The sequence below is a fragment of the Frankia sp. R82 genome (genome assembly GCF_023716925.1).
Lineage (GTDB): Bacteria > Actinomycetota > Actinomycetes > Frankiales > Frankiaceae > Frankia.
Window position 1 is genome coordinate 22008 of sequence record NZ_JAMQQG010000212.1, and the last position, 25882, is coordinate 47889.

The 25882-nt window shown below is 71.5% G+C and carries 14 protein-coding genes and 1 riboswitch; of the genes, 8 read left to right on the forward strand and 6 right to left on the reverse strand.

All coding sequences use genetic code 11. From position 1 onward, the window contains the following. The first annotated feature begins 82 nt into the window (after positions 1-82). The 8 genes from ND747_RS17365 to tenA all read left to right on the forward strand — a co-directional run bounded on the left by ND747_RS17365 (position 83) and on the right by tenA (position 13794). Positions 83-3493 carry an ATP-binding protein gene (locus ND747_RS17365; protein ID WP_251734654.1) on the forward strand — a complete coding sequence of 1137 codons (3411 nt, stop codon included), beginning with the start codon at positions 83-85 and terminating at the stop codon, positions 3491-3493. Between the two features lie 855 nt (positions 3494-4348). After that, a complete protein-coding gene (locus tag ND747_RS17370) occupies positions 4349-5809 on the forward strand; it encodes an HNH endonuclease signature motif containing protein (RefSeq protein WP_285900678.1) in 1461 nt (486 codons plus the stop codon). Between the two features lie 518 nt (positions 5810-6327). Then, positions 6328-8670 carry a hypothetical protein gene (locus ND747_RS17375; RefSeq protein ID WP_251734655.1) on the forward strand — a complete coding sequence of 781 codons (2343 nt, stop codon included), beginning with the start codon at positions 6328-6330 and terminating at the stop codon, positions 8668-8670. A gap of 81 nt (positions 8671-8751) precedes the next feature. Then, positions 8752-9675: a type IV toxin-antitoxin system AbiEi family antitoxin domain-containing protein gene (locus ND747_RS17380; protein WP_251734656.1), complete on the forward strand. Its 924-nt coding sequence runs from the start codon at positions 8752-8754 to the stop codon at positions 9673-9675. A gap of 311 nt (positions 9676-9986) precedes the next feature. Continuing rightward, a riboswitch (TPP riboswitch) is annotated at positions 9987-10109 on the forward strand. Beyond that, positions 10099-11103 carry an ABC transporter ATP-binding protein gene (locus ND747_RS17385; protein ID WP_251734657.1) on the forward strand — a complete coding sequence of 335 codons (1005 nt, stop codon included), beginning with the start codon at positions 10099-10101 and terminating at the stop codon, positions 11101-11103. (Overlaps the previous riboswitch by 11 nt.) Continuing rightward, on the forward strand, positions 11100-12053 hold the full coding sequence (locus tag ND747_RS17390; protein ID WP_251734658.1) for an ABC transporter permease: 954 nt from the start codon (positions 11100-11102) through the stop codon (positions 12051-12053). The genes ND747_RS17385 and ND747_RS17390 overlap by 4 nt, the downstream gene beginning before the upstream one ends. Beyond that, positions 12050-13066 carry an ABC transporter substrate-binding protein gene (locus ND747_RS17395; protein ID WP_251734659.1) on the forward strand — a complete coding sequence of 339 codons (1017 nt, stop codon included), beginning with the start codon at positions 12050-12052 and terminating at the stop codon, positions 13064-13066. Before ND747_RS17390 ends, ND747_RS17395 begins: the two co-directional genes overlap by 4 nt. Next, complete coding sequence (gene tenA / locus ND747_RS17400) at positions 13063-13794, forward strand: thiaminase II (protein WP_251734660.1); 732 nt, start codon at positions 13063-13065, stop codon at positions 13792-13794. Before ND747_RS17395 ends, tenA begins: the two co-directional genes overlap by 4 nt. A gap of 61 nt (positions 13795-13855) precedes the next feature. On the opposite strand, the gene ND747_RS17405 is transcribed toward tenA, so the two are convergent. The 6 genes from ND747_RS17405 to ND747_RS17430 all read right to left on the reverse strand — a co-directional run. Continuing rightward, on the reverse strand, positions 13856-15718 hold the full coding sequence (locus tag ND747_RS17405; protein WP_285900688.1) for a class I SAM-dependent methyltransferase: 1863 nt from the start codon (positions 15716-15718) through the stop codon (positions 13856-13858). Positions 15719-15728: 10 nt separating this feature from the next. After that, a complete protein-coding gene (locus tag ND747_RS17410) occupies positions 15729-16961 on the reverse strand; it encodes a glycosyltransferase (protein WP_251734662.1) in 1233 nt (410 codons plus the stop codon). Further along, positions 16958-17881 carry an alpha/beta hydrolase gene (locus tag ND747_RS17415; RefSeq protein ID WP_251734663.1) on the reverse strand — a complete coding sequence of 308 codons (924 nt, stop codon included), beginning with the start codon at positions 17879-17881 and terminating at the stop codon, positions 16958-16960. Before ND747_RS17415 ends, ND747_RS17410 begins: the two co-directional genes overlap by 4 nt. A 48-nt stretch (positions 17882-17929) precedes the next feature. Next, positions 17930-18241 carry a phosphopantetheine-binding protein gene (locus ND747_RS17420; RefSeq protein WP_251734676.1) on the reverse strand — a complete coding sequence of 104 codons (312 nt, stop codon included), beginning with the start codon at positions 18239-18241 and terminating at the stop codon, positions 17930-17932. 59 nt (positions 18242-18300) lie between these two features. Then, entirely contained in the window at positions 18301-23526 is a 5226-nt protein-coding gene (locus ND747_RS17425; RefSeq protein WP_251734664.1) for a type I polyketide synthase, read from the reverse strand. Beyond that, a partial coding sequence (locus tag ND747_RS17430) for an SDR family NAD(P)-dependent oxidoreductase (RefSeq protein WP_251734665.1) occupies positions 23519-25882 on the reverse strand: 2364 nt, incomplete at its 5' end. The genes ND747_RS17425 and ND747_RS17430, both read right to left, overlap by 8 nt.

A 25882-nucleotide genomic window follows, 5' to 3' on the forward strand; every position in this document is an offset into this window, starting at 1 on the left:
ATGGAACAATGAGGGGGACGTATCGCCCATGTACTCCCGTGGCCGCCACCCGCGGACCCTCTGCGAAGCAGGCTCGACGACCGTGCTCGACGGATTCCGGTTCCATCGCATCCTCAGCGCCCCCCGCCGGCCCGACCCGGGCGCCGGGCCCGACCCCGTCCCATCGGCTCTGTTCGCGGCGCTGGTCGGCGCCCACGCCGAGCTGATTGCCCTGGATGGTGAGGGTCAGACCGGTGCGGGCCTCGCCGTCGCATGGTTGCGCGGTCCGGGCGAGACGCACATTCAGATCCTCGCCGGCGGTCGCCCGTACTTTCCGCCGAGCGCCTCCGGCGGTCCGCCTCCCGCGGTCGGGACGACGACCGGCACTACGGCTGACCCTGCGACCTGGCCTGCCAGCCTCAACCAGACACATGACGATCCTCTCAGTGGCCTCGTTGACGGCCCGGGGCTCGGGATGGGGCTGCCGCGACTCCCCCCGTTCCCCCTGTCTACCCCGGCTGGCATACATCGGCCGGGGGCGCCGCAGTCGGCAACCCGAACCCGCGCTGTCGCAGCAGCCGCAGCTGCTGCGGGCCAGGTCACGTCGCCGAGTGACAGCCATGTCGACCGGCCGGCCGATCCCGTTCCGATGCTCTATCCACCGGGGGCCACCTCGCGGGCGCTGCCCACCGAGACGGTCACCGCCGACCTCGCCCGGATCCCCTACTGGCTGCGCTGCGCCGGCGCCCCTGACGCGCTGTGGGCCGCTGGACCCACTGGTGTGCCGGGTGCTGGCGGGGCGACGGCCGGCGGCAACGGGGCCTCGGCTCCCGGCGGCGGGCCACGGCGCGGCTCGTTCGACGACTATGCCGCTCACCTCGCCGGGCCGTTCGCGTGGCTGGTGGTCGCCTGGCCGGTGCCACCGGAACACCTCGAGGCCGAACGCGACGCCCTCGCGCGGACCATTCCGGCGTTGCGGATGCGTGAGCACGACCAGGACGCCCGGCTCGACCTCGAACGGGCCGAGAACCGGCACCGGGAACTCGGCCGGGCTGCGGCCAGCGGCATGTGGGACGTGGAGATCCTGGTCGGCGCGGCCAGCCGGGCCAGTGCGTTCTCGGTGGCCGCCCTGCTGTGCAGCGCCAGCGATCTTGATGATCTGCCCTACACGCTGCGTCCACTCGGCCCGGTGAGTTCGCTTGCGGGCGCGTTGGCCGCCCGCACGCCGGTCGGATCGCAGGCATCGGCCCGCAGCCCCTTCCGCGCCGGCGCCGAGCTGCTCGCCGCCCTCGCCCGTCCGCCGGCTCGGGAACTGCCAGGCATCACCCTGGTCACCCCGCACACGTTCGACGTCACCCCGGAAGGCCCGAACCGGACAGGTCCGGCCGATCCATCCGGGCAACCGGGTGCCGTCCGTCTGGGGGATGTCCTCGACGCCGGCTGGTCGCCGGCCGGGACGCTGAGTGTCGCGCGAGCAACACTGAACCGGCATGCGTTCGTGTGCGGCGCCACCGGATCGGGCAAGTCGCAGACCGTACGCGGCCTGCTCGAGTCGCTGGCCCGGATGCCCGACGCCGTACCGTGGTTGGTGCTGGAGCCCGCGAAGGCGGAGTACGCGCGGATGGCCGGACGCCTCGCCGATCTCACCGACGTCACCGACACCGCGGATGGGCCGGGCCGGACCACTGATGGGCGCGGAGAGGTGCTGGTCATCCGGCCGGGCCGGCTGAACGCGCCGCCCTGTTCGCTCAATCCGCTGGAGCCCGAGGCCGGCTTTCCCCTGCAAAGCCATCTCGACCTCGTCCGTGCACTGTTCCTCGCCGCCTTCGAGGCCCATGAGCCGTTCCCCCAGGTACTCGCCCGGGCATTGACCGCCTGCTATCACGATCTGGGGTGGAACCTGGTCCTGGATCGACCCGAACCCCCTCACCGCCCACGCCTGCACGTCCGCGGGCCGCAGGCTGACCCGCTCGTCGATGCACGTCGGCGCTACCCGACCCTTGGCGACCTGCAACGAACGGCGACTCGGGTCGTGGAGACCATCGGCTACGGCGCGGAGGTCACCGCGGATGTTCGCGGCTTCGTCGATGTGCGCATCGGCAGTCTGCGCCAGGGCAGCCCCGGCCGGTTCTTCGAGGGCGGGCATCCCCTCGACATCGGCGCGCTGCTCACTCGCAATGTCGTCTTCGAACTCGAGGACATCACCAGCGACCAGGACAAGGCCTTCCTGCTCGGCGCGGTACTGATCCGCATCGTCGAGCACCTGCGGGTGCGTTATGGAGCCGCGGGAGCCGGCGGACTGCGCCATGTCCTCGTCGTCGAGGAGGCCCATCGGCTGCTGAAGAACGTCACCGAGGGTCCGGCAGCCGCCGCCGTCGAACTGTTCGCCTCGCTGCTCGCGGAGATCCGCGCCTACGGTGAGGGCCTGGTCGTCGTCGAGCAGATTCCGGCGAAGATCCTGCCCGACGTCATCAAGAACACCGCGCTGAAAGTGATGCACCGGCTGCCGGCCTCCGACGACCGGGAAGCCGTCGGCGCCACGATGAACCTGCGGCCGGAGCAGTCCGAGGTCGTCGTAGCGCTGCCCGCCGGGGTGGCTGCCGTCAGCGTGGACGGAATGGACCGCCCCGTTCTCGCCCGGATGACCGCGGGGGACGCGCGCGAGTCGCCGCAGCATGCCCGCCACATCAGCGTGCCGCTGGCCGCACGGCGCAGCCCCCGCTGCGGACTGGCCTGCCGCACCGAACGCCCCTGCGATCTCGAGGAGACGGAGACCGCGGCCCTCGCCGCGCATGATCCCCTGGTGGTGTTGTGGGTGGAGGCACTCGCCGCGCATCAGGTGACCGGATTCGCCCACCTGCTTCGAGGGGCTCCGTTCAACCCGTCCGCAGCCTTGCGGGCCCGGTTGGAGGCGGCCTCGCCACGACACCTCGACTGCCTGCTCGCCCACGCCGTCGACCGCGCGGTCACCGCTCGCGCCGCGCTGCTGGCGTCCTTCGTCGACCCCGACGAGTTTGCCGACGCCCTGTACGGCACGATCCGCCGTCTGCTGGCCACGCCGGTTGACTCCAGCACCGACAACGGGACGGGCGTCTCCGGTAATGGCAGCGATCACAGCGGCCGAGACGAACCCGATTCGCGGCAGTTTACTGCCGGAGTATATCGATGGCAGGACATTCGCATTGCACTGGGCGAAGCAGTGATCAACCAAGGAGAGGACTCACCTCCGCATATACTCACGGATTCTTGGCACGGCCGTGGCCTGAATATCATTGGCGATACCCTCGGCGAACAGCTCGCCTGGCTTCGAGCGAGTGCCATATACACCGATGGAGCCGATCAGGTCTGTCTTGGCGACCCTACCGAAAGCGGACTGACCGAGGCGGTTCGGGAGATCGGAGGCGGGACAGACAGGTCGGCCATCCTTACCGCCATGCATCACGCATGCGACGGCCCGCACCTCGCGGACCTTGTCGATCAGATTGCCAACCTCATGCAGATCGCTGGTCCGTGATTTTCCGGATGGCAGCAACCGGGCGGCAGCAACCAAGGAAACGTGTAACCTTTTCCGGCGGAGCAACTGAAACACCCTTCCGGAAGCCGAGGCCCCGCGAAGGCCGACATTTGATGGACGGGCCGCGACGCCAACCCAGGGCACCCGACTTCGGCTACGCCAGCGAACACCTCCGTCCACAACTCCCCGTAGCTCACACAGCAACAGGGAGGGCAGAGCCGCAGCCATCATTCCACCACGAGCGGATCGGCCGCCCGCATCAAGCATAGGACGTCACCCTCCCAACCAGCCGATCCAGCCAACGGCGAACACACGAAGCAATTTTCGAATCAACGATGCAGCCACACCTCCAAGGCGTGCCGCCGAAACGGCCTTCCACATGATCCGATCAGAGACTGCGCACAGTAGAGACCCTTCCCGCAGCCGCAGCCGCAGCCGCAGCCGCAGCCGCAGCGCTCATCCTCCGAGCGGCGACCGCCTCATGACACAGCCTCAACCTTAACCTGCTCCGAACATTCAGCAACCCCTGGCGAGATTTTTCTCCCGACCTTGCCCGACGGTGCAGTCGCCCCCAGCCAGAAGCCTCACCCGCAGCCCCAGGACGACCGGCCCACACTTCCCTCTCGGTGTTTTGGTCGTGGCTCGGGGTGGGATGCGGCGTGTTTCTTCGAGTGTGCGGTGGGGGGTTGCCGGCGGACGACGAACGGCCTACTCTTCGAATGCACGTTCGAGCATGGCCGGTGGGCGTGGTCGGTGGTTACCTCTGCCGGCCGGGGCCTTCTGTTCCCGTGTTCCGTCGTGCCCTTCGGTTCTTTTTCCTGTTGACTTTTTCTTTTTGGGAAGGGGGTGCTGGTGATGGTGTCGGCGGTAAGTGTCGGGGCGATCTCGTCGCAGGAGCAGGAGCAGGAGGTGCAGGCGCGGAGGCGGGAGCGGGCGCGGGCGGCGTGGGTGGGGTGGGAGCGGGAGGCGATGGAGTGGTTGGGGGAGGTGGAAGTGGAGGGGTGTCGGGTGGCGGAGTTGGGGGCTGGGGAATGTACAGGGTGGGAGGCGGAGTTGGGCCGGCGGGTGGCGCGGGTGCAGGCGGAACGCATTGTGGTGCGGGCGCGGTTGGCGCAGATGCGTCCGGCGCCGCGGGTGCCGGTTGATGGCCGCGATCCAGGCGGCGAGAACGGCCTGGACGGTGACGGTGGTGGGGATCGGGGGGTGCCGGTGGCGGGTGGGGTGCGGGCGGGGGTGTGGGCGGAAGCAGAGCGGTGGGGGTACAGCGAGTTCGTGGGTGAGGAGGTGGCGTTGGCGGCGGGCCTGTCGTCGGCGCAGGGTGGCCTGCAGGTGGCGTTTGCGGTGCGGGTGGTGCGCCGCCTTGCGGGGGCGGTGAAGGCGCTTTACGAGGGGGCGATTGATCTGGGGCGACTGGTGGCGTTGGACCGGCTGACCGGGCAGCTGTCCGACGAGCAGGCCGGGCTGGTGGCCGCGGGGGTGCTGGCGCGGGGTGGCCGGCCGAGCATGGAGGCGTTTACGCAGGCAGTACGCCGCGGGGTGCTGCGGGTGGATCCGGGCGGGGCGCAGCAGCGGCGGGAGAAGGCGCAGGCCGCGCGGCGGGTGGAAGTGCGTCCCGAGGCCGACGGGATGGGCCGGTTGGGCCTGGTGCTGGGCGCGGAGCAGGTGTGGGCGGTGTGGGCGCGGCTCAACTGGCTCACCCGGCAGGGTGCCGGAGATGGTCGAAGTTTTGATCAGCGGCGGGCGGATGTGGCCTACGGGCTGTTGATGGGGGCGGACGCCGGGCGGGTCCCGGTCGAACTGCAGGTGGTCGTGCCGGTGGAAACCCTGCTGGGCCTGACAGAACTGCCCGGAGAGATTCCCGGGTTCGGGCCGTTGCCGGCGGAGGTGGTCCGGCAGATGAGCGAGGATCCGCGCTGCACGTGGCGGCAGATACTGACCCGCCGGGACAGCGGGGATCTCGTCGACGTATCCCAGCGCAGGTTTCCCTCGGCGGCACTGGCCCGGAAGGTTCGGGCACGGAACACCACCTGTGCGCTGCCGGGCTGCGGGCAGCCCGCCAGCGGCGCGGATCTTGACCATACGGTTGCCTGGGCCGACGGCGGGCCGACCCACGAGGGCAACCTCGCCCCGGTCTGCCGACGTCATCACCGGATGCTCGGGCGCCGCAAGCATCGACCCGCGAGCCAGGCGGGGGCGGCCGGTCAGAACGAGCCCACCAGCTGGCTGATCGAACAGACCGCCCCCGGCCACATCACCTGGACCACCCCTACCGGCACCCAACACCACACGTACCCTGACAACTACACAGCGGAATAGCATCGTCCCGGTCGCGGGAGCTTCCCACACGTCACGCAACCAACACGTGTGAAGCCCTCGCTCAGGACATCCGGTTCGACGAGCAGAGTTGATCAGGTCAGGTGACCCTCGTTCCCATCCGCCGATGACCGCCATGTCCCTGACGCCGACGAGGCAGTATCGCCACCTCGCACCGAGGGCCGCGACCCTACATTTGATCCGCGGAACGCGACAGAACGGACACTGCACGCCATACTGTCAACCGGGAGAGACCAATACGCGACGCCGTGTGCCCAACGTCGGCATTTATCCTGCGTTGACGTCCTCGAGCGATGCTTCGACCGGCGCAGTAGCGCAGGCCGGGCACAGGGGTTCAGGCGACGGACGGCCAGGTAGGTCGGGGGACGATGATGGAGAGGGCGACGCTGACGGCAGAGACTCGGCTGGCGCGGGGTCTGTTTGTGCCAGATGAGCGTTGGGGCTGGGAATTTGTGGACGGGGGCCCGCCCACGCCGAGTCCCATGGCGGGTCAGCAACCTGTGTTCACACCGCCGAAGGTGCCTGACCTGCAGGCGATCTCAGGCCAGCGCACCCGCGCACTGCGGATGCTGTGGATCAGGATGCTGCTGCCGGTTGCCTTCGTCGTGTTCGGCATCCTGCTCGCGCAGGATGGCGGGTTCGTGTTCGTGCCAGCCGGATTCGGCCTTGCCCTCCTGGCAGGGCTACCTGTCCTGGTTCGACACCTGCGGCTCATTCATGCTCAGCGACGCACTGCGACGGTCACAGCAAAGGCGCAGGCCCAGCACGATGAGGCGATGGCAGCGTGGCGGACTCAGGTCGCTGCGCACGATCAGGCCGAGCGACACCGGCGGGAAGCTGCCAGCGCCTTCTACCCGATCACCGCGCCCGCCTCGACTCCCCGCGTCGACGTGTTCGGTGGTGACGGCGACGGGTGGGCCAGCCTGTTGGCCACGGCTGGAGCGTCCCTGCTTGCCAGCGGGACCGGCGTCCTGCTGGTCGACCTGAGTGAACGGACAGTGGGCGGTGGCCTGGCGCGTCTCGCCGGCCAGGCACAGTGCCCCGTCGAATCGTGGGATCTGCCAGGCCAGCTTGACGAGGTGCAGCTGCTTGCCGGTCTGGGGCCACGTGAGGCAGGCGAGCTCGTGGCAGATGCCTTTGAGCCGACGGGTGCACGTGAACCGGACCCGCATCGCCGGGCCCTGCATGCCGACCTGATCAGCGCAGTCAATGAAGTGCTTGGCGAGAATCTGACCTTCCGTCGCCTCGCCGAGGGTCTGCGAGTGCTCGAAGGGCTCGAAGACGCCAGCCGCACCGTGGCGATCTCCCCGTCTGAGGCCATGGCGCTGGTCGGGCGCATGAACGTGTTCGGGCGCGGGGAGCGGATCCCCGATGAGCTGCGCTATCTTCGCTCCTCGTTACAGGCCCTGTGCGCGTCGCCGATGAACGACCTCGCACCTGACCGCCGGGGGCTCTCGGTAGGGGGTGCCACGGGCACCGAGCCATCGGGTGCAGTCGGTGGCCGTCCGCTGGCCGCATGGTGGCCGGTGCGCGGGCTGCGGGTGATCGCGACCTCCAGCCGCATGGCGGCAACACCGTACAAGGAACTGGCTGATCGCCTGGTGATCCAGGCTCTGCTCCGCCAGCTGCGCAGACGCACCCAGCGACCGGCAGCCGGACGAGATCTGGTGGTGGTCGCGGGAGCAGACGCTCTGGGCCGCCCGGTGCTGACGATGCTCTCCCGACATGCTGAGATTGCCGGAACACGACTGGTTCTGCTGTTCGAACGGCTCGCCGACGACGCAGAGCGCCTTCTCGGCAGCCAGGGCGCCACCACAATCATCATGCGGCTTGGGAACGGGAAGGATGCGACCACCGCGGCGGAGTTCATCGGCCGCGGTCACCGCTTTGTTTTGTCGCAGGTCACCGCGCAGGTCGGGCGAAGCTTCACCGCCGGTGACAGCGACAGCGTCGGTACCCAGGACGGCACCTCCGACACCACCGGGACCAGCGGCGGCTCTGCCAAGACCTACGACCGCACCCGCTTGCTGCCCTGGTTGCAGAACACCTCGACGAACACCGGTTGGCAGGAATCGGTGACGACCTCCCGATCGCGCACCTGGCAGCGCACCGTGAACACCTCGGTCAGTGACTCCACCACCGACGGCGAGACCTCTGCCCGGGTGTACGAGTTCCTGGTCGAGCCGACCACCGTGCAGACGCTGCCGACCACAGCCTTCCTCCTGATCAATGCAGTTGATGGTCCAGAGCGCGTGGCCATGGGGGACTGCAATCCCGGAACGGTGTTACTGCCCCGGGTTTCTCCCGTCGATCGGGCCACCGCCGCGCGCTCCCCCGCCTCGGCCACCGGTCACGCACCGCCCGCCGTCTTTCCCTACGCACGTGCCGTTCCGTTCGCTGCGCTGTCGCCGGTTGCGCTGACCCCGGTCGCGTCGCCGGCCGCCGAGCGGCCTGGCGCTGGACGGCAAGATGCTGAACCTGTGATGCCATTCGGGTACTCGGGACCGATCGAGCCCAACACCTGGGCCCCGGATGACTCATGGCCTTCATCCGGATCCGCTCCGATTCACCCCGATCTGCTGGTTTCCCGGCCTGCGACTGCAGCGGCCCGTCCCAGTACAACGTCGGGCACGTCTGGCTGGGTACCCGACATCTCGCATCCAAGTCCCACTCTGCGCCCCGTCGGCGGACAAAGGACCACAGCCGGAGACCCGGCTTCCGGACGTCTCCCGGTACCGCCGGGATCTTCCGCCGGACCCGTCCCACGACCCACGGACGAAGACCGCGACACGCCACCGCGCCGCGGCCGACGGCGGATCAATCCGCCACACACGCCGACCTGATCCGACCTTGTCGCTCACCAAGTTATCCACAATCAAAAGAAGGGCCTGGATCAACACAGACACAACCGTCATGGTTGACCCATGGCCCATAACCCTGGCCGACTCTCCTGGCAGGAGATCGCCACCATCCAGGCCGGTGTGATCACGATCCGCGACGCGGTCGCCGCCGGTGTCCCCCGAACCGAGATCCGCCAGCACCTCGCCAACGGGCGTTGGCAGCAGCCCTACCGGGGCGTACTGATCACCGATCTCGCCACAGTCGACGACCTGCAGCGCCACTGGGCGGCCGTCCAGGCCGTCGGTCCCGGCGCAGTGCTTGCCGGCGCCGCGGCGGCGTCACTCGCCGGTCTGGTCGGCTACGCCGACGAACCGATCACCATTCTGCTTCCCACCGCCCGCCGCATCGTCTCGCCCCCAGGCATCGTCCTGCGCCGCAGTGCACGCCTCGAGGCCGTCGACCTCGACAGCTGGCGGCTACCCCGTCGGACGCGGCCCAGCCGATCCGTCATCGACATGGTCGAGTGGGCTCCCTCCCAGAAGCAGGCGGTCGCAATCCTCGGTGCAGCGGTGTCGCAGGAGGTGGTGACGCTGCGGGGGCTGCGAGATGCGCTGGCCCGGCGCGGCCCCATCACCCGCCGGACCCTGATCACCGAGACGCTCGACGTCCTAGAGGCCGACGCCCCACGCCTGGCCGAAGCGATGTTCCGCCGCCTCGAGCGAAATCACCTGCTGCCCGTCGCCCGGTACCTGACGGACGGCCCACCCGACGAACCGACCTCGGGGCTACGGATCTGCTTTGACCCATGGCCGGTCCGAGCCGAGGTCGTCCCCACGCTCGGCCCACCGTCCACCGTCGACGATTCCACCGGTCACCTGGTCATCCGCCTGCCTACGCGGATGCTGCGGGAGACGCCCGAGCAGGCAGTCACCTTCGTCACCGGGGCGTTGCGCCAGCGGGGCTGGGCACCCGCCATACCCACCCAGCCGACGGCCCTGGCCTCCTGACAGGACCTCGCCTCCGCCGAGCTCGCATCCTGGGTCCGCGCCGATCTCCGGGCTCCGGGGCATGCGGCTCCGGGGCATGCGGCTCCGGGGCATGCGGCTCCGGGGTGAAGGGCTCCGGCGCACGGGGGCTACGTCCGGGCTCCGGGGCGGTACCCACTGTGGTGCGGCACCCGGAGCACGGGCCGTGCAGGACACCCGGCAGGGCAGGATGCCGGCAGGGTCACCCGGAAGATCTCGGCGGCGGCGATGCACGTCACGGTGCGCAAACGCGTCGTCGGGGTTGGCGAAGGGCTGAACGTGCCGTACTTTTGGGCGAACAATGCGGGAGCTTCCACCCGAGGAGGCTGAGAGGGCGGCTGGGCATCAGCCCGGCGCCGCCGACCGCCTGAACCTGTCCGGGTAATGCCGGCGTAGGGAGTCATCGTGGTCGCGCGCCGCAGCCGTACCGTCAAGGAGATCTCGGACGGCGCACCAGCCGAGCCGGTCTCGGCGCCTGGCCTGGGTGTCGAGCTGGATGGCATCCGTCGCCGCTTCGGAGACACTCTTGCGGTCGCCGACGTCGACCTGCGCATCGAACCCGGCTCCCGGGTTGGCATCGTCGGCCCGAGCGGATGCGGCAAGTCAACGCTCCTGTCGATCATCTGTGGACTGGACGAGCCCGATGCCGGGCACCTCAGCGTGCTTGGAGCCACCGACGCCCCCGGCCGTCTTGCCCGCTGTGCCTGGATGCCACAGCAGGATCTGCTGCTGCCGTGGCGCAGTGTCCTGGCCAACGCCCGCATTTCCCTGGAGAACCAGGGCCACAGTCGCGAGGAGGCCTCACGACGGGTCTGGCCGCTGCTGGAGCGGTTCGGTCTCGCCGAGTTCGCCGGGCATCGCCCGGCGACGCTGTCCGGCGGCATGCGTCAGCGGGTGTCGTTCCTGCGGACGCTCGCTGCCGGCAAACCGGTGTTGCTGCTCGACGAACCCTTCGGCGCACTCGACGCCATCACCCGCGCCGACCTGCAGGGATGGCTGCGCTCCGCGCTCGCCACCGAGCCGCGCACCGTCCTGCTCGTCACCCACGACGTCGAGGAAGCACTGCTGCTGTGCGACCGGGTCGCGGTCATGTCCAGCCGCCCCGGCCAGATCGTCGCGACCTTCGACGTACCGATTCTCGATGAGCCGGGCACCGACACACCGGGCACCGATGGGCCAGGTAACGATGGACCAGGTACCGATGGGCCGGGCGTCCGTGGGACCACCCGCTTGGCCGCAGCCACGCGCACCAGCGGATCCGTCCGGCGGGCGCGGCTCGCCGATCCCCGGTTCATCGCCCTACGGGACGCGGTCCTCGCCAGCCTGGAACAGGCCCGCGAGCCGGAGCTACCCGAGCACGAGGAATCACGTGCCCGGAGCGGCGCCACTATACCCGAGCCCGTCCGATGAACTCCCATCAGACGAGTGCCCGGCCGGCGGGAGCATCGTGGCCCAGCGTGCTGGTCGGGCTCGCGGTCGTCGGCGGGTGGGAGTTCGTCACCCGGGTGCTGCACGTCGAGGAGTACATCCTGCCCGCACCCGACCAGGTGGCCACGACGCTGGTGCGCCGCTGGGGGGACACCCTGGCCAGCGCCACCTGGGTGACAGCGAAGGAACTCGTCGCCGGGTTCGCACTGTCCCTGGCCGTCGGGCTCGGGCTCGGCTGCGCCCTGCACTTCTCGGCCGTGGCACGGCGCGCGCTGTACCCGCTGCTGATCGGCTCGCAGACGATCCCGATCGTGGTGATCGCGCCGATCCTCGCGATCGTGTTCGGCTACGGCATCACCCCGAAGCTGATCCTGGTCGCACTGATCTGCTTCTTTCCGGTGGTCGTGGGCACACTTGACGGCCTCGCGTCGGTCGACCCGCGGCTGGTGGCGATGATGCGCACGTTGCACGGCGGACGGCTGGACATCTTCCTCCGGGTGGAGTTCCCGGCAGCGTTGCCGTCGGTGTTCACGGGGCTTCGTCTCGCCGCCGCCTACGCGGCCACGGGTGCGGTGTTCGGTGAGTACTCCGGCGCGGCCGACGGGCTCGGCCATGTGATGCGTCAGGGCGTGCCGCAGCTGCAGTCTGCCCTGGTGTTCGCCGCGATCGTCCTGCTCACCGCCATGTCCGTGGCGTTGTTCGCCCTGGTGTGTCTGGCCCAGCGACTACTCGTTCCCTGGCATCGCCAGGATCGCCCTGGCGTGGCCGCCTCCGGCCGTCCCGCCACGGCCACCGGCCGTCCTGGCAGGCTCCGTCCTCACAGCGCCCATACCGACGGGGCCCGTACCGACCGGAGCGAGGCCCGCACCACGTCCCGCGAGGATGGGATCCGCACCACCGTCCGTTCTGCCCCAGAAGGGAACCCTCGATGATCTCGCCGCGCCTGCGCCGGCTGGCCCTGCCTGCGGCCGCGTTGCTCGCCGTCGTTCTTGCCGCCACGACGGCGTGTGGCTCCAGTGGCTCGTCGGAGGCCAAGCAGCGTAAGGCCACGGTGCTGCTCGATTGGGAGCCCAACCCCGACCATCTGGCGTTGTACTCGGCGCTGAACAGCGGCGACTACCGCGATGTCGGGCTGGACGTCACGCTGCGTTCGCCGTCGGATCCGTCCGATCCGTTGAAGCTGGTCAGCACCGGCACCGTTGACCTGGGCATCTCCTACGAGCCCGAGGTGATCATCGGGGCGACCCGGAAGCTCGACGTGGTGGCGGTGGGCGCGCTCGTGCCGACCGCACTCAACTCGATCATGGCGATCGGGTCGGCCGGCATCACGAAGCCGGCAGACCTGGCCGGCAAGACGATCGGCACCTCGGGGCTGAGCACCGACGAGGCATTCCTGGACGCCATCGCCCGGGCCAACCATTTCGACCCCGACGCACTGCACCGGGTGGACGTCGGCGCCGACCTGCTCCCCGCGATGATCTCGAAGAAGGTGGACGCGACGCTCGGCGCCTACCGCAACGTCGAGGGGGTCACCCTCGCCGACCGCAAACTCGATCCGAAGGTCATTCCGGTGACCGACGCGGGCGTGCCGCAGTACGACGAGCTCGTGATCATCGCCCGGCGCAGCCGCCTGGCCAGCGACCCGGCCTACGCGACCCTCGTGCGCGACTTCCTGCGCGCGACCGCGGCAGGCAACGACCGGGTCCTCGCCGACCCGGCCAAGGCCGGCGAGGCGCTCAGCGGTGTCGCCGACGGCTACGACCCGAAGCTCCTGCCCACCATGATCAAGGCCACCGCGCCGCTGCTGCGCAACCCGGCCGGCTTCGGCCGGATGGACGTCGCCGACTGGACGTCGTTCATCGCCTGGATGCGCGAGGAGAAACTGATCACCTCGGCCGTCGCGACGGCGGACGTCGTCACCGACAAGTACCTGCCCGCCCGGTGACCGACACACCCACCGTCAGTCACCGGCCCGTCGGCGTGCATGGATTGTTCTCCGAACACCTGTGGACGTCGACGCAGGGGGTCTATCAGGCAATTCTGCGCCATCCGTTCCTCACCGGGCTCACCGACGGCAGCCTGCCCCGGCCGGCGTTCGGCCACTTCGTCGTGCAGGACACGTACTACCTGCGTGACTATGCGCGAGCGCTGGCCGTCTGTGCGGCGAAGGCACCGACCGAGGCCGACGTGCGAGCCCTTGCCACCGATGCGGCCGAGGCCATCGCCGCCGAGCAGGCCATGCACGCCGACCTGCGCCATGCCCTGGCCAGCGCTGAGACCGGGGCAGGGGGGGCAGGCGGAGCAGAGGGAAGGCCGGACCCGGTGGGACCGACGACGCAGGCGTACACCAGCTATCTGCTGGCGGCCGTATACGGCGGGTCGTTCCTCGAGGGGCTCGCCGCCGTGCTGCCCTGCTACTGGATCTACGCTCGGGTGGGCGCGGAACTGCTCGCCGCGTCCTCCCCGGATCCGCTCTACGCCCGGTGGATCGCCGCCTACGGGGATCCGGCGTTCCAGGCGGTGGCCGATCGGGTGATCGCCCTCACCGACCGGGTCGGCGCCGAGGCCTCGCCAGCCGAGCGGGACCGAGCCGGCGCCCACTTCGCGGTGACCGCCCGTTACGAGTGGATGTTCTGGGATGCGGCCTGGCGCGGCGAGGCCTGGCCGGTCTGAGCGCGGGTGGGCGAGCACACCCCGTGGCCGGTCCACGCACCGGGTGAGCGTCAGATACCGGTCACAGCTCCCGGCGGGCGATGATCAGACAGGTGCTGGACAGCCGGGGGGTGTGCACAAAGCGCCAGGAAAGCCGGTCAAGCACCCGGGCCAGGGCCAGCAGCGGGCTTGCGATCGTTATCATCAACGCCCAGGAGACCGTCGCGACGGGGCCCGCGGCTCGGCGCAGCCACGGCATCGGCTGTGGGGCGATGGCGTTGACCGCGAAGCGCAGCGCGAGGGTGAGATCGCCGGGGCCGCGGGGTGCGGCGAAGCGGACGAACACCGGCCGCAGTCCCCGGTCGGTCAGGGCGGCGAGCAGGTTGTCGACGGGGATGAAGTGGGCGCGTTCCGGGATCGCCCAGCCGGACCAGAACCGGCCGAGCAGCCGGGCCGGCAGGGATTCGGCGTTGGCCAGTTCACACAGCAGCAGTCCGCCGGCAGGCAGAGCCTTGGTGAGGGCGTCGAGTTCGGCCGACGGGTCCGCGCAGCCCTCCAGGTAACCGAACATGCTGATCACGTCGTACTGCCCGGCGACGGCGTCGGCGATGTCGGAGAGCCGTCCGTGGTAGGCATGATCCACCCAGCCGCGGCGCAGGCCCTCCTCCAGACTGGGCGAGATGTCGGCGCCGTCGAAGACCGTCGCCGGCCAGCGTTCGCGGGCGGCGTTCGGGACGTGCCCGTAGCGGGAGCCGACGTCCAGCCAGGTTCGGGGCAGCACGAACGGCCGGACGGCGGCAACCTGGGGGCGCCGGTCGCGGGCGATCATCGCGAGGACCCGCTCGCCGAGGTCGGCACGCAGCCCGTCGTAGCGGTCACGTTCGTAGAACTCCCGCCCCTCGGCGTTGAGCGGGGGGTTGAGGAACACGTGCCCGCAATGCGTGCAGCGGTCGAGCTGGAACTCGCCGGGTTTGCGCAGCAGCATGTCGGGCGCGACCAGCCGGACGGCGAGCTCCGTCGACCCGCACCAGGGACAGTCGTCGCGGGCACGGCGCAGGAACCGGTCGAGGCCCGCCTGCACCTCGCGGTGGTAGGCGTCGCGGCTGGCGGCCCGGTGTGCCCGGGCGGCGTGTTTGACCGGATTGGCAGGCAGTCCGGCGGCCTTCGCCTCGGCGGCCCGCGCCGACTGGGTACGGCCGGCCCGCACCGAGTCGATGACGAACAGCACCCCGCCGAGGATGCGTACCAGCGGTGAGCGGATCAGGTCACGGGGGGTGAGTGGCACCCGGCCGGCGCAGACGACGAACGGCTGGAACCAGAACAGGGCGAGGGCGGTGTAGCCCCAGACCTGGTTGTAGTGCAGACCGATGCCGGTGGCGACCTGGGGGACGAACGGGAAGACCTGGTAGCGCCGGGTGAACCGGTAGGCCCGTTGCTGCACCCGGGCCCGCATCGCGGCGTCGTCGCGGGCGGCCCGCAGACCGGGCAGGACGGCGAGGTCGGTCGAGTCGGCGGCGAACAGTTTCACCCGTTCGGTGATGTCGACGAGCTCGACCGGGTCGAAGTCCTCCCGCGCAGTGATGCCGGCGCGGTCGAGGATCTCCGAGCGCACCAGCAGCGCCTGGAAGGCGCCGCGGCCCGGCACACACCGATCGGTGCGGTAGGAGCGGGTGTCGACCATCCGGGCGACGTCGAGGGCCCGCTCGACGGTCAGGTCGGCCGGGACCAGGTCGAGGACGTCGAGCCGGTCCCGGCTGGCGTGATAGCTGGCCGCCCGCCGGGCGCCGTCGGTGATCTGCACGCCGGCGGCGACCAGAAACTCGTGGCGCGGGTCGACGGGCCGGCCGGAGGCGGGAATGGTCTCCAGTCGACGCAACCGGCCGCGCAACCGGACGGCATTGACGATCAGTCCGATGCACACCGCGATGGCCAGCCAGCCGAGCAGCCCGCTCACCTCATGTGACCAGCTTCTCAACGTGATCGGCTGCGGCCGCGACCCCGCCGGCGTTACGGAACGCGTCGCGCAGCCGGGCGGCGGCGACTCGGTGGGTCGGGTCATCGAGCACGGCGCTCACCGCGGCCCGCACGTGGTGCGCCCCGGCCCGGCCGAACTTGATCCGCACCCCGGCGCCGGTGCGCACCACCTGTTCGGCGATGACCGGCTGGTCGTCCCGGACGGGGGCAACAACCAACGGCAGGCCGTGGGTGAGCGCCTCGCACACCGTGTTGTTGCCGGCATGACAGACCACCGCGGACAGGCGTCCCATCAGCTCGATCTGCGGCACCGAGCTGGCGATCAGCAGGTCGTCCGGGGCATGCAGGTCGTCGATGAGCCCGGGTGGGGCCACCACGATCGCCTGCACCCGGTCGGTGAGGGTCAGCAGACCCTCCGCGGCGGCCCGCAGGAACCGTCCACCGGCCTCCCGGGTGACGGTGCCCAGCGAGACGAGCACCGCGGCGCGCCGGGGATCCAGCCACTCCCAGGGAAACGGGATGCCGGCCACCCGCAGTCCCTGCGCTGCACTGCCGACGAACACGGCGTTACGAGGGGTGACCGACTCGTCCGAGGACTCCGAGGACTCCGGGGACCCCGGGGACTCCGGGCGGCGCAGCAGGTCGGGGACGGAGAAGACGATCACAAGCTCGTCGGAGAACCGCAGGTCGACGGCGTCCGCCGCGGGTCCGGACAGCCCGTGGGCGGCCTGGAAGTCGCTCAGCAGGCCGCGGACCCACTGGCCGAGCCCAGCGAGCACCCCATAGGGATCGTCGAGTTCGGCGGAGGTGGTCGCGAGGGTGGCCCAGTGCAGGCCACGACGCCGGGCGACCAGCGCCGCGCCGATGGCCTGCTGGTCGGCGACGAGGGCGTCCGGGCGGAACTCCTCGACGATCCGCTCGATCGCCGGGATCATCGCCGTGTTCAGCGGGAGCAGGAACTCCTCCCACAGGAACTTCAGCGACGCCGGTCCGCGCAGTCCCCGTGACCGGGCGACGACGGCCTCCCGGTCGGCGTCATCGGCCAGGTCAGGCAGCGGGTAGACCGTCAGCCCGGGGGGGATCAGGTGACCGATCACCGCCGCATGGCCGGCGATGGCGACCTCGTGGCCCCGCGCGGCGAGCTCGCCCGCGACCCCCACCGCCGGATTGACATGCCCGGTCAGCGGGGGCACCACGAACAACACCCGGCTCATCTGCCGCTGCTCTCCGCGGCGGCCGCGGTCCGGGGGGTGTTCAGGTCGGGCGGCGGCACCATGTCGGTCACCCACTGGGGCGTCTCGAAGCGTCGCGCGGCGAGCGGGACGTAGTCGGGCCGGGCGGTGGTGGCGCGGTCGTCGAGCAGCCACCACCGCATCAGCGTGCGCAGGTAGGGGGTGGCCTCCCGCAGCACCATGTGGGTGTGGTGGGACAGGACCACCAGGGTCGTGTCCGGGACGACGGAGGTGAGGGTCTCGGCCTGGCCGATGATGTCGGAGTTCTCGCCGTAGACGGCGAGCACCGGCATCGCCAGCCGACCGAGCGCCTCGGTGGAGAACGGCGGGGTCGCCAGCATGTCGGTGGCGATCGTCGTCTCCTGCAGCAGCCGGCGGGCCGAGCGGGTGGCCCGCCCGGCGACCCGGCCGGCGGCCTGCTGCAGCCACTGTTCCACCTCGTCGTCGGACATGGCGGCGAGAATCTGGCCCAGCGAGCGGGCCATCTCCTCGCCGAGCCCCTCGAGCAGGAACGGTGGTTCGATCAGGGTCAGACTCGCCACCCGCTCGCCGTGCTCGAGACCGTAGGCGAGCGCCATCGTCGCGCCGTAGCTGTTGCCGACGAGGTGCACGGGGTGGTCGACCCCGAGCGTGTCGAGCAGCCCGGTCAGGTCGGCGAGCGAGTCGGCGAGCTGGTAGCCCTCGGGGGTGCGCTCGCTACGCCCGTGTCCGCGCAGGTCGTAGCAGATCACGTCACAGCCGGCGTCGGACAGGTAGGTACCCAGGGACAGGTAGAAGCTGGACATGTTGTCCATGACCATGCCGTGCAACATCACGACGGTCGGAACGCCCGTGCCCGCGGCACCCCGCGGGCCGATCCGCTGCACGTGCAGCCGGACGTTGTTCGCGACGATCTCACTCACTCGTACCACTCTCCCGCTCGGTCGCTGTACCCCCAGCACCGCTTTCGGTCAGATCGAACCCGTTGTCACCGGAGTGGACTGGCTGTCTACGACGAACTCCACCACCTCTCCGATCCGCATGTTGATGACCTGGTCGACGTCCCGGGTCGCGAGGAAACCGACGAAGTCGACGGCCGCGCCGTAACGCTCGCGCAGCCGGTCGGCGAGCGCGACGAACTCGATGCTCTCCAGCTCGAGGTCATCGCCGAACGACGTGTCCATGGTGATGTCCATGTCGAAGGCGTATTCCTCACCGATGACGTCACGGACGTCCTCGGTGATCTCCGCGAGCACGCGTGCCTCCACGGCTGAGCGGTCCATCTGTGCCACCTCTTCCCCGGTCGCGGCGATCGCACCGGCCATGATTGTCTGCTGGTCTGTCACCTTGAAAGACTCCGTTCCTCGACGCTGTCATGCGGTCGGGAACCGTCTGGACGCAACGCCTCGACGTCGGCTTCGACCTCGGGGGAGGTCCAGGCGACGACATAACGGGCGGGAATGCCGGTGCGGTCGGCGGACACGGCCGACGTCGGCGGGTCGGAACCGGTCTGTGCGTCGTTGGGCAGAATCCGACCCACCGCGTCCACGGTACGCAACGCCACCCACCGCCTCCGCAGGTGGTGATCGCCGGCTGCGGCCAGATCACCGGTCACGGTGACCTGCAGCAGCAGCGGCAGTCCGGCCGACGCACTGGCCGGCCACGCCGACCAGGCCGGGGGCGCCGGATGCGGTCCGTCGACGACGAACTGGCGTGGACGGCCCGCAAGGCCCGTACCCTGCGCCTTCGCCGCCGCTTCCTTCGCCGCCCACAGCCGGGTGAACCACACCGCGCGCGCCTGGCTGTCGTCGCCGGCGAGCCGGTCAAGCAGCTCCGCCTCAGCCGGGGCCAGCGCCGTCTTCTCCACCCCGGGCGCGCGCGCCACGACCTGCTCGACGTCGATGCCGACCGGCCCGGCCGCCGACACCAGCGCGACGGCCAGCTCCGGCTTGTGGGCCAACGACACCCGCGGCGCCTCGACGACCGGCAGACCCGCCCGCACCGGCAGCGGCCGGACCCGGGGGGCGCCGAGCGCGTCGTGCTCGATGCCGACCTCGATCCCCCAGACCGGACCGGCGCCGCGGTCCCACAGCCAGCGGCGCACCGCATCCTGCGCGGCGATGCGGCCCAGCAGCCGGCCACGGGCAGCCCGCGGGTTCAGCGCGGCCAGCGCGGCGCGGGCGTCGGCGTCCAGGTAGTGGCGCACGATCAGCTCCCGCGACGCCGATTCGCTCCACCGGTCGGGCACGGCCCACCAGCCCTCGCCGGAGGACTGGGCGACGGCGTGCACCTCGGGGGCACGCACCATCGTCCACAGCACCGCGTCGTTGGCGAAGCGCCGGTCGGTCCAGGCGGTGATGACCGCCCAGCACTGCCCGTCGGCCCGGCGCAGCTCCAGGTCGGCGACGACGGTGCGCTCGGCCACCTCGCGGATGCGCACCACGCAGTCGAGCAGCTCGCCCTCGGCCGGCGGCGGTCCATAGAACCGCAGGTCCGCGATGGACTGGGGCAGCAGCAACGAGTCGTCCGCCAGATGCTCCATCGCCCAGTAGCCGAACAGCTGCCCGGCGTTGTCCAGCAACGCCCCGGACGCGGACGGCACTCGCAGCCGGCCGCGGACACCGCTCGGTGCGATCCCGTCGATGTGCTCGACGCCCTGGTAGCCGGGGCCGTGGAAGAGGAACCGGCCGCGGTAGAGGTCCGGCCCCTGGTTGCGCGGGGCGCGCTCGGCGGGCAGGACGGGCGTGCCGGCCGCGCCCAGCAGGTCCGCGGTGGCCGCGCTCGTCGCCGGCGGGGACGGATAGCCGGCGGCAAACAGCACCGTGCCGCGGGCGTACCCCGCCACGTTCACCCGCACGGCCTCGACGGCCTCGCCGCCCGCGTTCCCGTCGGCCGCGTTCCCGTCGAGCGCGCTCAGGGTGATCGACACCTCCACGGCGGGCTCGATCGCAAGCCAGCGCAGCGCCCGCACGTCCCGCAGTCCGATCGGCACCCGTCCGGGCATCACCGCGACCGCCTCGGCGATCATCAGCTCGAGGACCTCGGTCATCGGTACGACCGGGAAGCGGTCCGACATGTCGGTCCAGCCCGGCGGCTGCCGGTAGAAGCAGTGGTCGATGATGTGCGGCATCGACGCCAGCGAAAGGTGCCGCACCACGGTGCGCGGCCCCGCCGCCAGCCCGGACGGCCCGACCGGCGTCGTCGGCCCGACCGGCGTCGTCAGCCCAACCGGCGTCGTCGGCCCGACCGGCGTGGCCGAGGCCGGCCTCGATGACCGGGATGGTCTTGATGGTCTGGAGGGCCTGGACGGTCGGGAGGGGCCGGTGGGCCCGAACGCGCGCCCGCGAGGCGAAGCACCCCGGACGCGGACGGCCGGCGAACCGGCCGGGTCGCCGTGCCAGTGGTCGACGATCGCACTCATCGCGGCATCCGTCTCCCCCAGCGCGCTCTGCAACGTGGCAAGCACCGCCGGTGGGGAGACCGGCACGGACGGGGCAGCCGGAACCGGGGACACAGCCGGTACCAACCGGACGGGCTGCGATGCCGGCGGTACGGGCTGCGATGCCGGCGGTACGGGCTGCGATGCCGGCGACGCGGACACCGGAGCCGGTGCGGCCGGTCGACCGAGCAGATCCGCGGCGGCGGGGCCGAGACGGACCAGCGGGGTACCCAGCCGCAACGGGACGGGCTGGCCCTTCCGGCCCGGCAGCTGCACGCGCCGACCGGCGGCCGGCGCCGGGCGGGTGCGGCAGGGCAGCAGGTCCAGCCGCGGCGCGGCGCCCTCGACCCACAGCGCGGCGGCGACCCGGCGCAGCTGATCCAGCCCGGATCGCTTGGACGAGTTCGTGACCAGCGAGAGGTGTTCCTGCCCGCGCAGCGTGTCGTCGACGAATCCGGCGACGCTACCGACGCCGACCTGCACGAACGCCCGTACCCCGGTGGCGTACAGCTCGTCGACCAGTTCCCGGAACCGCACCGGTTGGAGCAGGTGGCGCAGGGTCAGGTCACGCACGGCGTCGTGGTCGCGGGGGTAGGGCGCCGCCGTCGTCGCCGACCAGATCGGCACCGCCGCCTCGGCGAACGTGGTCGTCTCGATCGCGGCGCGCGCCATCCCCTGGTAGGGCTCGAAGAAGGGCGAGTGGAAGCCGGAGCGGAACGGCAGCAGCTGACCGAGCACGCCGGCGCGGCGCAGCTCGTCCAGCGCGGCGCGCACGCTGTCCTCCCGGCCACAGATGATCGACTGGTGCGGGCAGTTGTCGTGCGAGACGACCACCTCGTCGAGTGGAGCGATCACCGCGGCGGCCTGCTCCGCCCCGCAGCCCAGAGCGCCGAAGGCGACCCCCGGAACCTCGAGCGCGCCGGGGTCGAACCCGGCGATGAACGAGTCGGCGAAGGCATCGGTGACCAGCCCACAGGAGATCATCGCGTTCCACTCACCGATGCTGTGCCCGCCGACGGCGTCGGGGGCGATGCCGAGCCGGCGCAGCGCAAGGTCGAGGATGCGTCCGACCTCGATGCTTGCCACGCCGTGCTGGCCCAGCACCGCGGTGTCGCCGGAGCTGGGCCCGGCGAGGCCGAAGTGGGCGCAGACGTCGTCGATGCGCGGGGTGAAGTTGTCCTCGAGCCCGCAGAACAGGAACGCCGTGCGTCCGGCGCCGTCCGGGTTCGCCTGATCGAGCAGGCCGGTGGGGGTGAACCACAGGTCGTTGCGGCCTCGCCAGGGTGTCCCACGTCCAACGACGGTGCGGGCAAGGGTGAGGCGGCGTGCGTTCGGAGCAACCAGCGCCAGCCGCCAGGGTCCGCCCTCGGGCGGGGTGGCGGCGTCGTCGCGGGCCAGCAGTTCGGCGTCGGGTCGGTCGAGCTGGGCGAGCAGGTCCGCCGGCCCGGAGCCGGCCAGCAGCAGTACTCCTTCGGCACTGGGATCCGCGTCGAGGTCGCCCGGCGCCACCGCGACAGCCGGCACCACGACGCCAGCCGGCACCACGCCAGCCGGCGGGGCGACGGCCGGCGGGGCGACGGCCGGCGGGGCGACGGGTGCGGGGAAGGTTCGGGCGGCGGTGACCGGGGCGTCCGGCGGTGCCTCCTCCACGACGAGATGCGCGTTGATGCCGCCGAAGCCGAAGGCGTTGACCCCGGCTCGACGCGGGCCCCCAGCAACCGGCTCGTTCCAGGGGGTCGCGGTGCGCACGGGGTCGAACCGGCTGTCGGCAAAGGCGGGATGCGGCTCGTCGCAGTGCAGCGTGGGCGGCAGCGTCCGATGATGCAGCGCGAGCGCCGCCTTGATCAGACCGGCCGCGCCCGCCGCCGGCATCGCATGGCCGATCATGGACTTGACCGAGCCGAGCCCGATGCCACCGGCTCCGGCCCCGGAACCAGCGGATCCACCCGCCGTCGCGGCGGTACCGAAGACCTCGGCCAGGGTGGCGAGCTCCACCGCGTCACCGGCGGGGGTGGCGGTGCCGTGCGCCTCGAGCAGGCCGAGCGCGCCGGGGGCGGTCGGGTCGAGCCCGGCGTCCGCCCACGCACGGCGAACAGCGAGAACCTGGCCGCTGGTGTCCGGGGCCATCAGCGAGGCACCACGCCCGTCGCTGGACACCCCGGCGCCGCGCAGCACCGCGTAGATGCGGTCGCCGTCGCGGCGGGCATCGACCAGCCGGCGCAGCACCAGCATGCCCACGCCCTCGCCGATGACGATGCCGTCGGCACGCCGGTCGAACGGGCGGATCGCCTCGCTCGGCGACAGGGCCCGCAGCAGGGTGAACACGCTCCAGAACGACGCCTCGTGGACGAGATGGGCGCCACCGACGATCATCGCGTCGGTCCGGTGCGCACCGAGATCGCGCAGGGCCGCCTCGACGGCGATCAACGACGAGGCGCAGGCCGCGTCCACGGTGTAGGCGGGTCCACGCAGGTCAAGCCGGTTCGCGATCCGGGACGCGGCGAGGTTCGGCACCAGGCCGATCGATGCCTCGGCGCGCACCGGCCCGAGCTGGTCGAGGAAGGCGGTACGGACCCGTTCGACCGCGTCGCCCGGCAGCTCCGGCAACACTTCCCGCAGAGTCGTGACGAGCTGACGCGATGTGCGGACCCGCTGCTCGAGGCGAGCCACACCAGAACCGACATAGCCGCCCCGGCCGAGCACCACACCGACCCGGTCGGCGTCACCGAGGCGGTCCGCTCCCCCGGCATCGGTGATCGCCTCGGCCGCCAGCCGCAGCGCGAGCAGCTGGTCCGGTTCGGCCCACTCCACCGCGTTCGGGACGATGCCGAACGCGGTGGGGTCGAAGGTGGCCAGGCCGTCCACGAATCCGCCACGGCGGCAGTAGAACGCCCCCCCGTCCGAGGCCGCACCGGCCGCACCGGCCGCACCGGCGAAATAGTCGTCGACATCGAACCGGCCGGGCGGGATGGCGCCCACGGCGTCCACCCCACCGACGATGTTGCGCCAGTAGGTGTCGAGGTCACCCGCCCCGGGGAACAGCGCCGACATGCCGACGATGGCAATCGGCTCCGCACCGCCACGGCCCCCCGCGGCACCGCCGGAAGTCAGCGCGACGGGTTCAGGCATCGAACGCCTCCGCATCGGCGCACATGTAGACCACCTGCGCCGGACCGTCAAGCGGGCCGGCGAGCTCGGCGAGCAGCGCGGCGACACCCTCGGCCGGGTCGATCAGGCCGATGCCGCGCCGGGCGTACTCGCGGGCGAGTTCCGGCGAGACCATCCCGCCGCCGGCGTGTGACGACCCCCAGGGGCCCCAGTCCACGCTGACGACCCGACCGGCGAACCGGCCGGAGGCCGCCCGGGCAAGGGTGTCCAGCGCGTCGTTACCGGCGGCATAGTCGGCCTGTCCCCGGTTGCCGAACACTCCGGCGACGCTGCCGAAGAGGGCGACGAAGCCGATGTCGTCGCGCACCGCCGCGAGCAGGGCCCGGGCACCGTCGACCTTGGTCGCGTACACACGGGCGAACGAGTCGGCGGTCTTGTCCCGCAGGAGCCGGTCGGCGAGCACGCCCGCGCCGTGGACGAGCCCGTCGAGCCGGCCGTGACGGGCGTACACGTCGGCGACGACCGCCGCGACCGCGTCCGGGTCCCGCACGTCCACCGCGTGGTAGCGCACCGAGGAGCCGAACTGACCGAGGGTGGCGAGCGTGGCGCGGACCTCCCGCTCGGCGAGCAGTCGCGCGATCCGCGCCTCGATCTCCGCCGGACGGCGCACCCCCGCGGCGACGAAGGCCCGGCGCAGCGCCGGGGCGTCCGAGGCAGCCGCCGTCGCCGGGTCCTCCGGACCGGTCGGCAGCGGGGTACGCCCGATCAGCTCGATCGCGCAGCCACTACGGCGAGCCAGTTCCACCGCGACACCGGCAGTGATCCCCCGGGCGCCGCCGGTCAACAGCACCACCGAGGACGGACCGAGCGTGGCCGGCAGCGCGCCCCCTGCCGACGCCGGAACGTGGCGCGGACGGGGCACCACCCGGGAACCATCCCGGTAACCCACGACCAGGGGCCCGTCCGCGGTGAGCAGCTCGGCGAACAGCCGGTCGGCGATGCCGCGCGGTTCCTCCTTGGGCTCCACGTCGACCAGCCGCAGGGCAAGCCCGGGCACCTCCCGGGCGATCGTGCGGATCAGCCCGGCAAGCCCCGCCCCACGGGTCGGACGCACCGCGGGCTGCTCGGCCTCGGCCTCACGTTCCACCCTGATCGAGGCGCCGGCGCCGGCCCGGCCGGTCACCGCCGGCGTCGGGCAGCCGAACCGTCCACCGTCCCCGGTGACCACCAGCACGCGCCGGCAGCCGCCGAGTGCCGCTGCCCGCAGTGCCGGGAAGGCCGCGGGCAGTACCGCGTCGTCCTGGGCGTCCGGGTCGGCGGAGGCGATCCAGGCCAGGCCGTCAGCACCGGCCCCGGCCCGGATCTGGTCGACGAGCCCGGGATCGTGCGCGGCGAGGATGCGGACCTCGCCGCCGGCCCGTTCCAGCCGGGTGGCCAGCGCCAGGCCCACCCCGAGGCCACCCTCGACCAGCAGGAACCGTGCCCCGCGCAGGTCAGCGGTGGGGACGTCCGCGAGCGGCGGGGCGTCCTGCACCTCGACGACATAGCGCTGCAACGGGAATGTCCGGGATGCCTCGGCCTGTGCCACGCTCCCCACCGCGGCCCCGGTGCCGGTGGCCGCGGCGCCGCCAGCGGCTACGGAGACGCCGGCCAGGGCCGGGCGGAAATCCCGGTCGGCGGACAGGGAACCCGCGGGTGCGGCCATGGGCTGTTCGGGCATGGGCTGTTCGGGCATGACGACGTCGGCGAACGCGGGGCCGGCAAAGGCCGGCACGGTGTCGTTGGCGGCAGAGCTGCCAGCGCCAGACGATCCGGAACCCACAGGTGCCGCACCGCCCGAAGCCGGCTCCGGCGAGCCGGCCGGGGCCGGGCCGCCCTGCCCCTGGAAGGGCGCCGGCACCGGGACGGCCGTGGCTGCCGGGGTGGACTCCCCGGCACCGGAGCGGGCCTGGATCCAGTCGACGATGCCGCGCACCGTCTTGATCGCAGCCAGCTCCTCGACCACCGACTCGTCCAACTCACCGGAACCCGGCGCCGAAAGCCCCAACCGACCAGCCAGCTCCCCCAACACCTCCGTCCGCTTGATCGAATCGATCGACAGATCCGCCTCAAGATCCAGATCGGGTTCGAGCATCTCCACCGGATAACCGGTCTGCTCCGCAATCACCCCGACCACCACATCGGACACCGCAGCCCGATCCAACCCAGCCGGGGCGCCAGCAGCGACCGACCCGGCCGGCACCCCCTGAACGGCCGGCGCCACCTGGACGACCGGCGCCACCTGGACGACCGGCGCGGACCGGGCCTGGATCCAGTCGACGATGCCGCGCACCGTCTTGATCGCAGCCAGCTCCTCGACCACCGACTCGTCCAACTC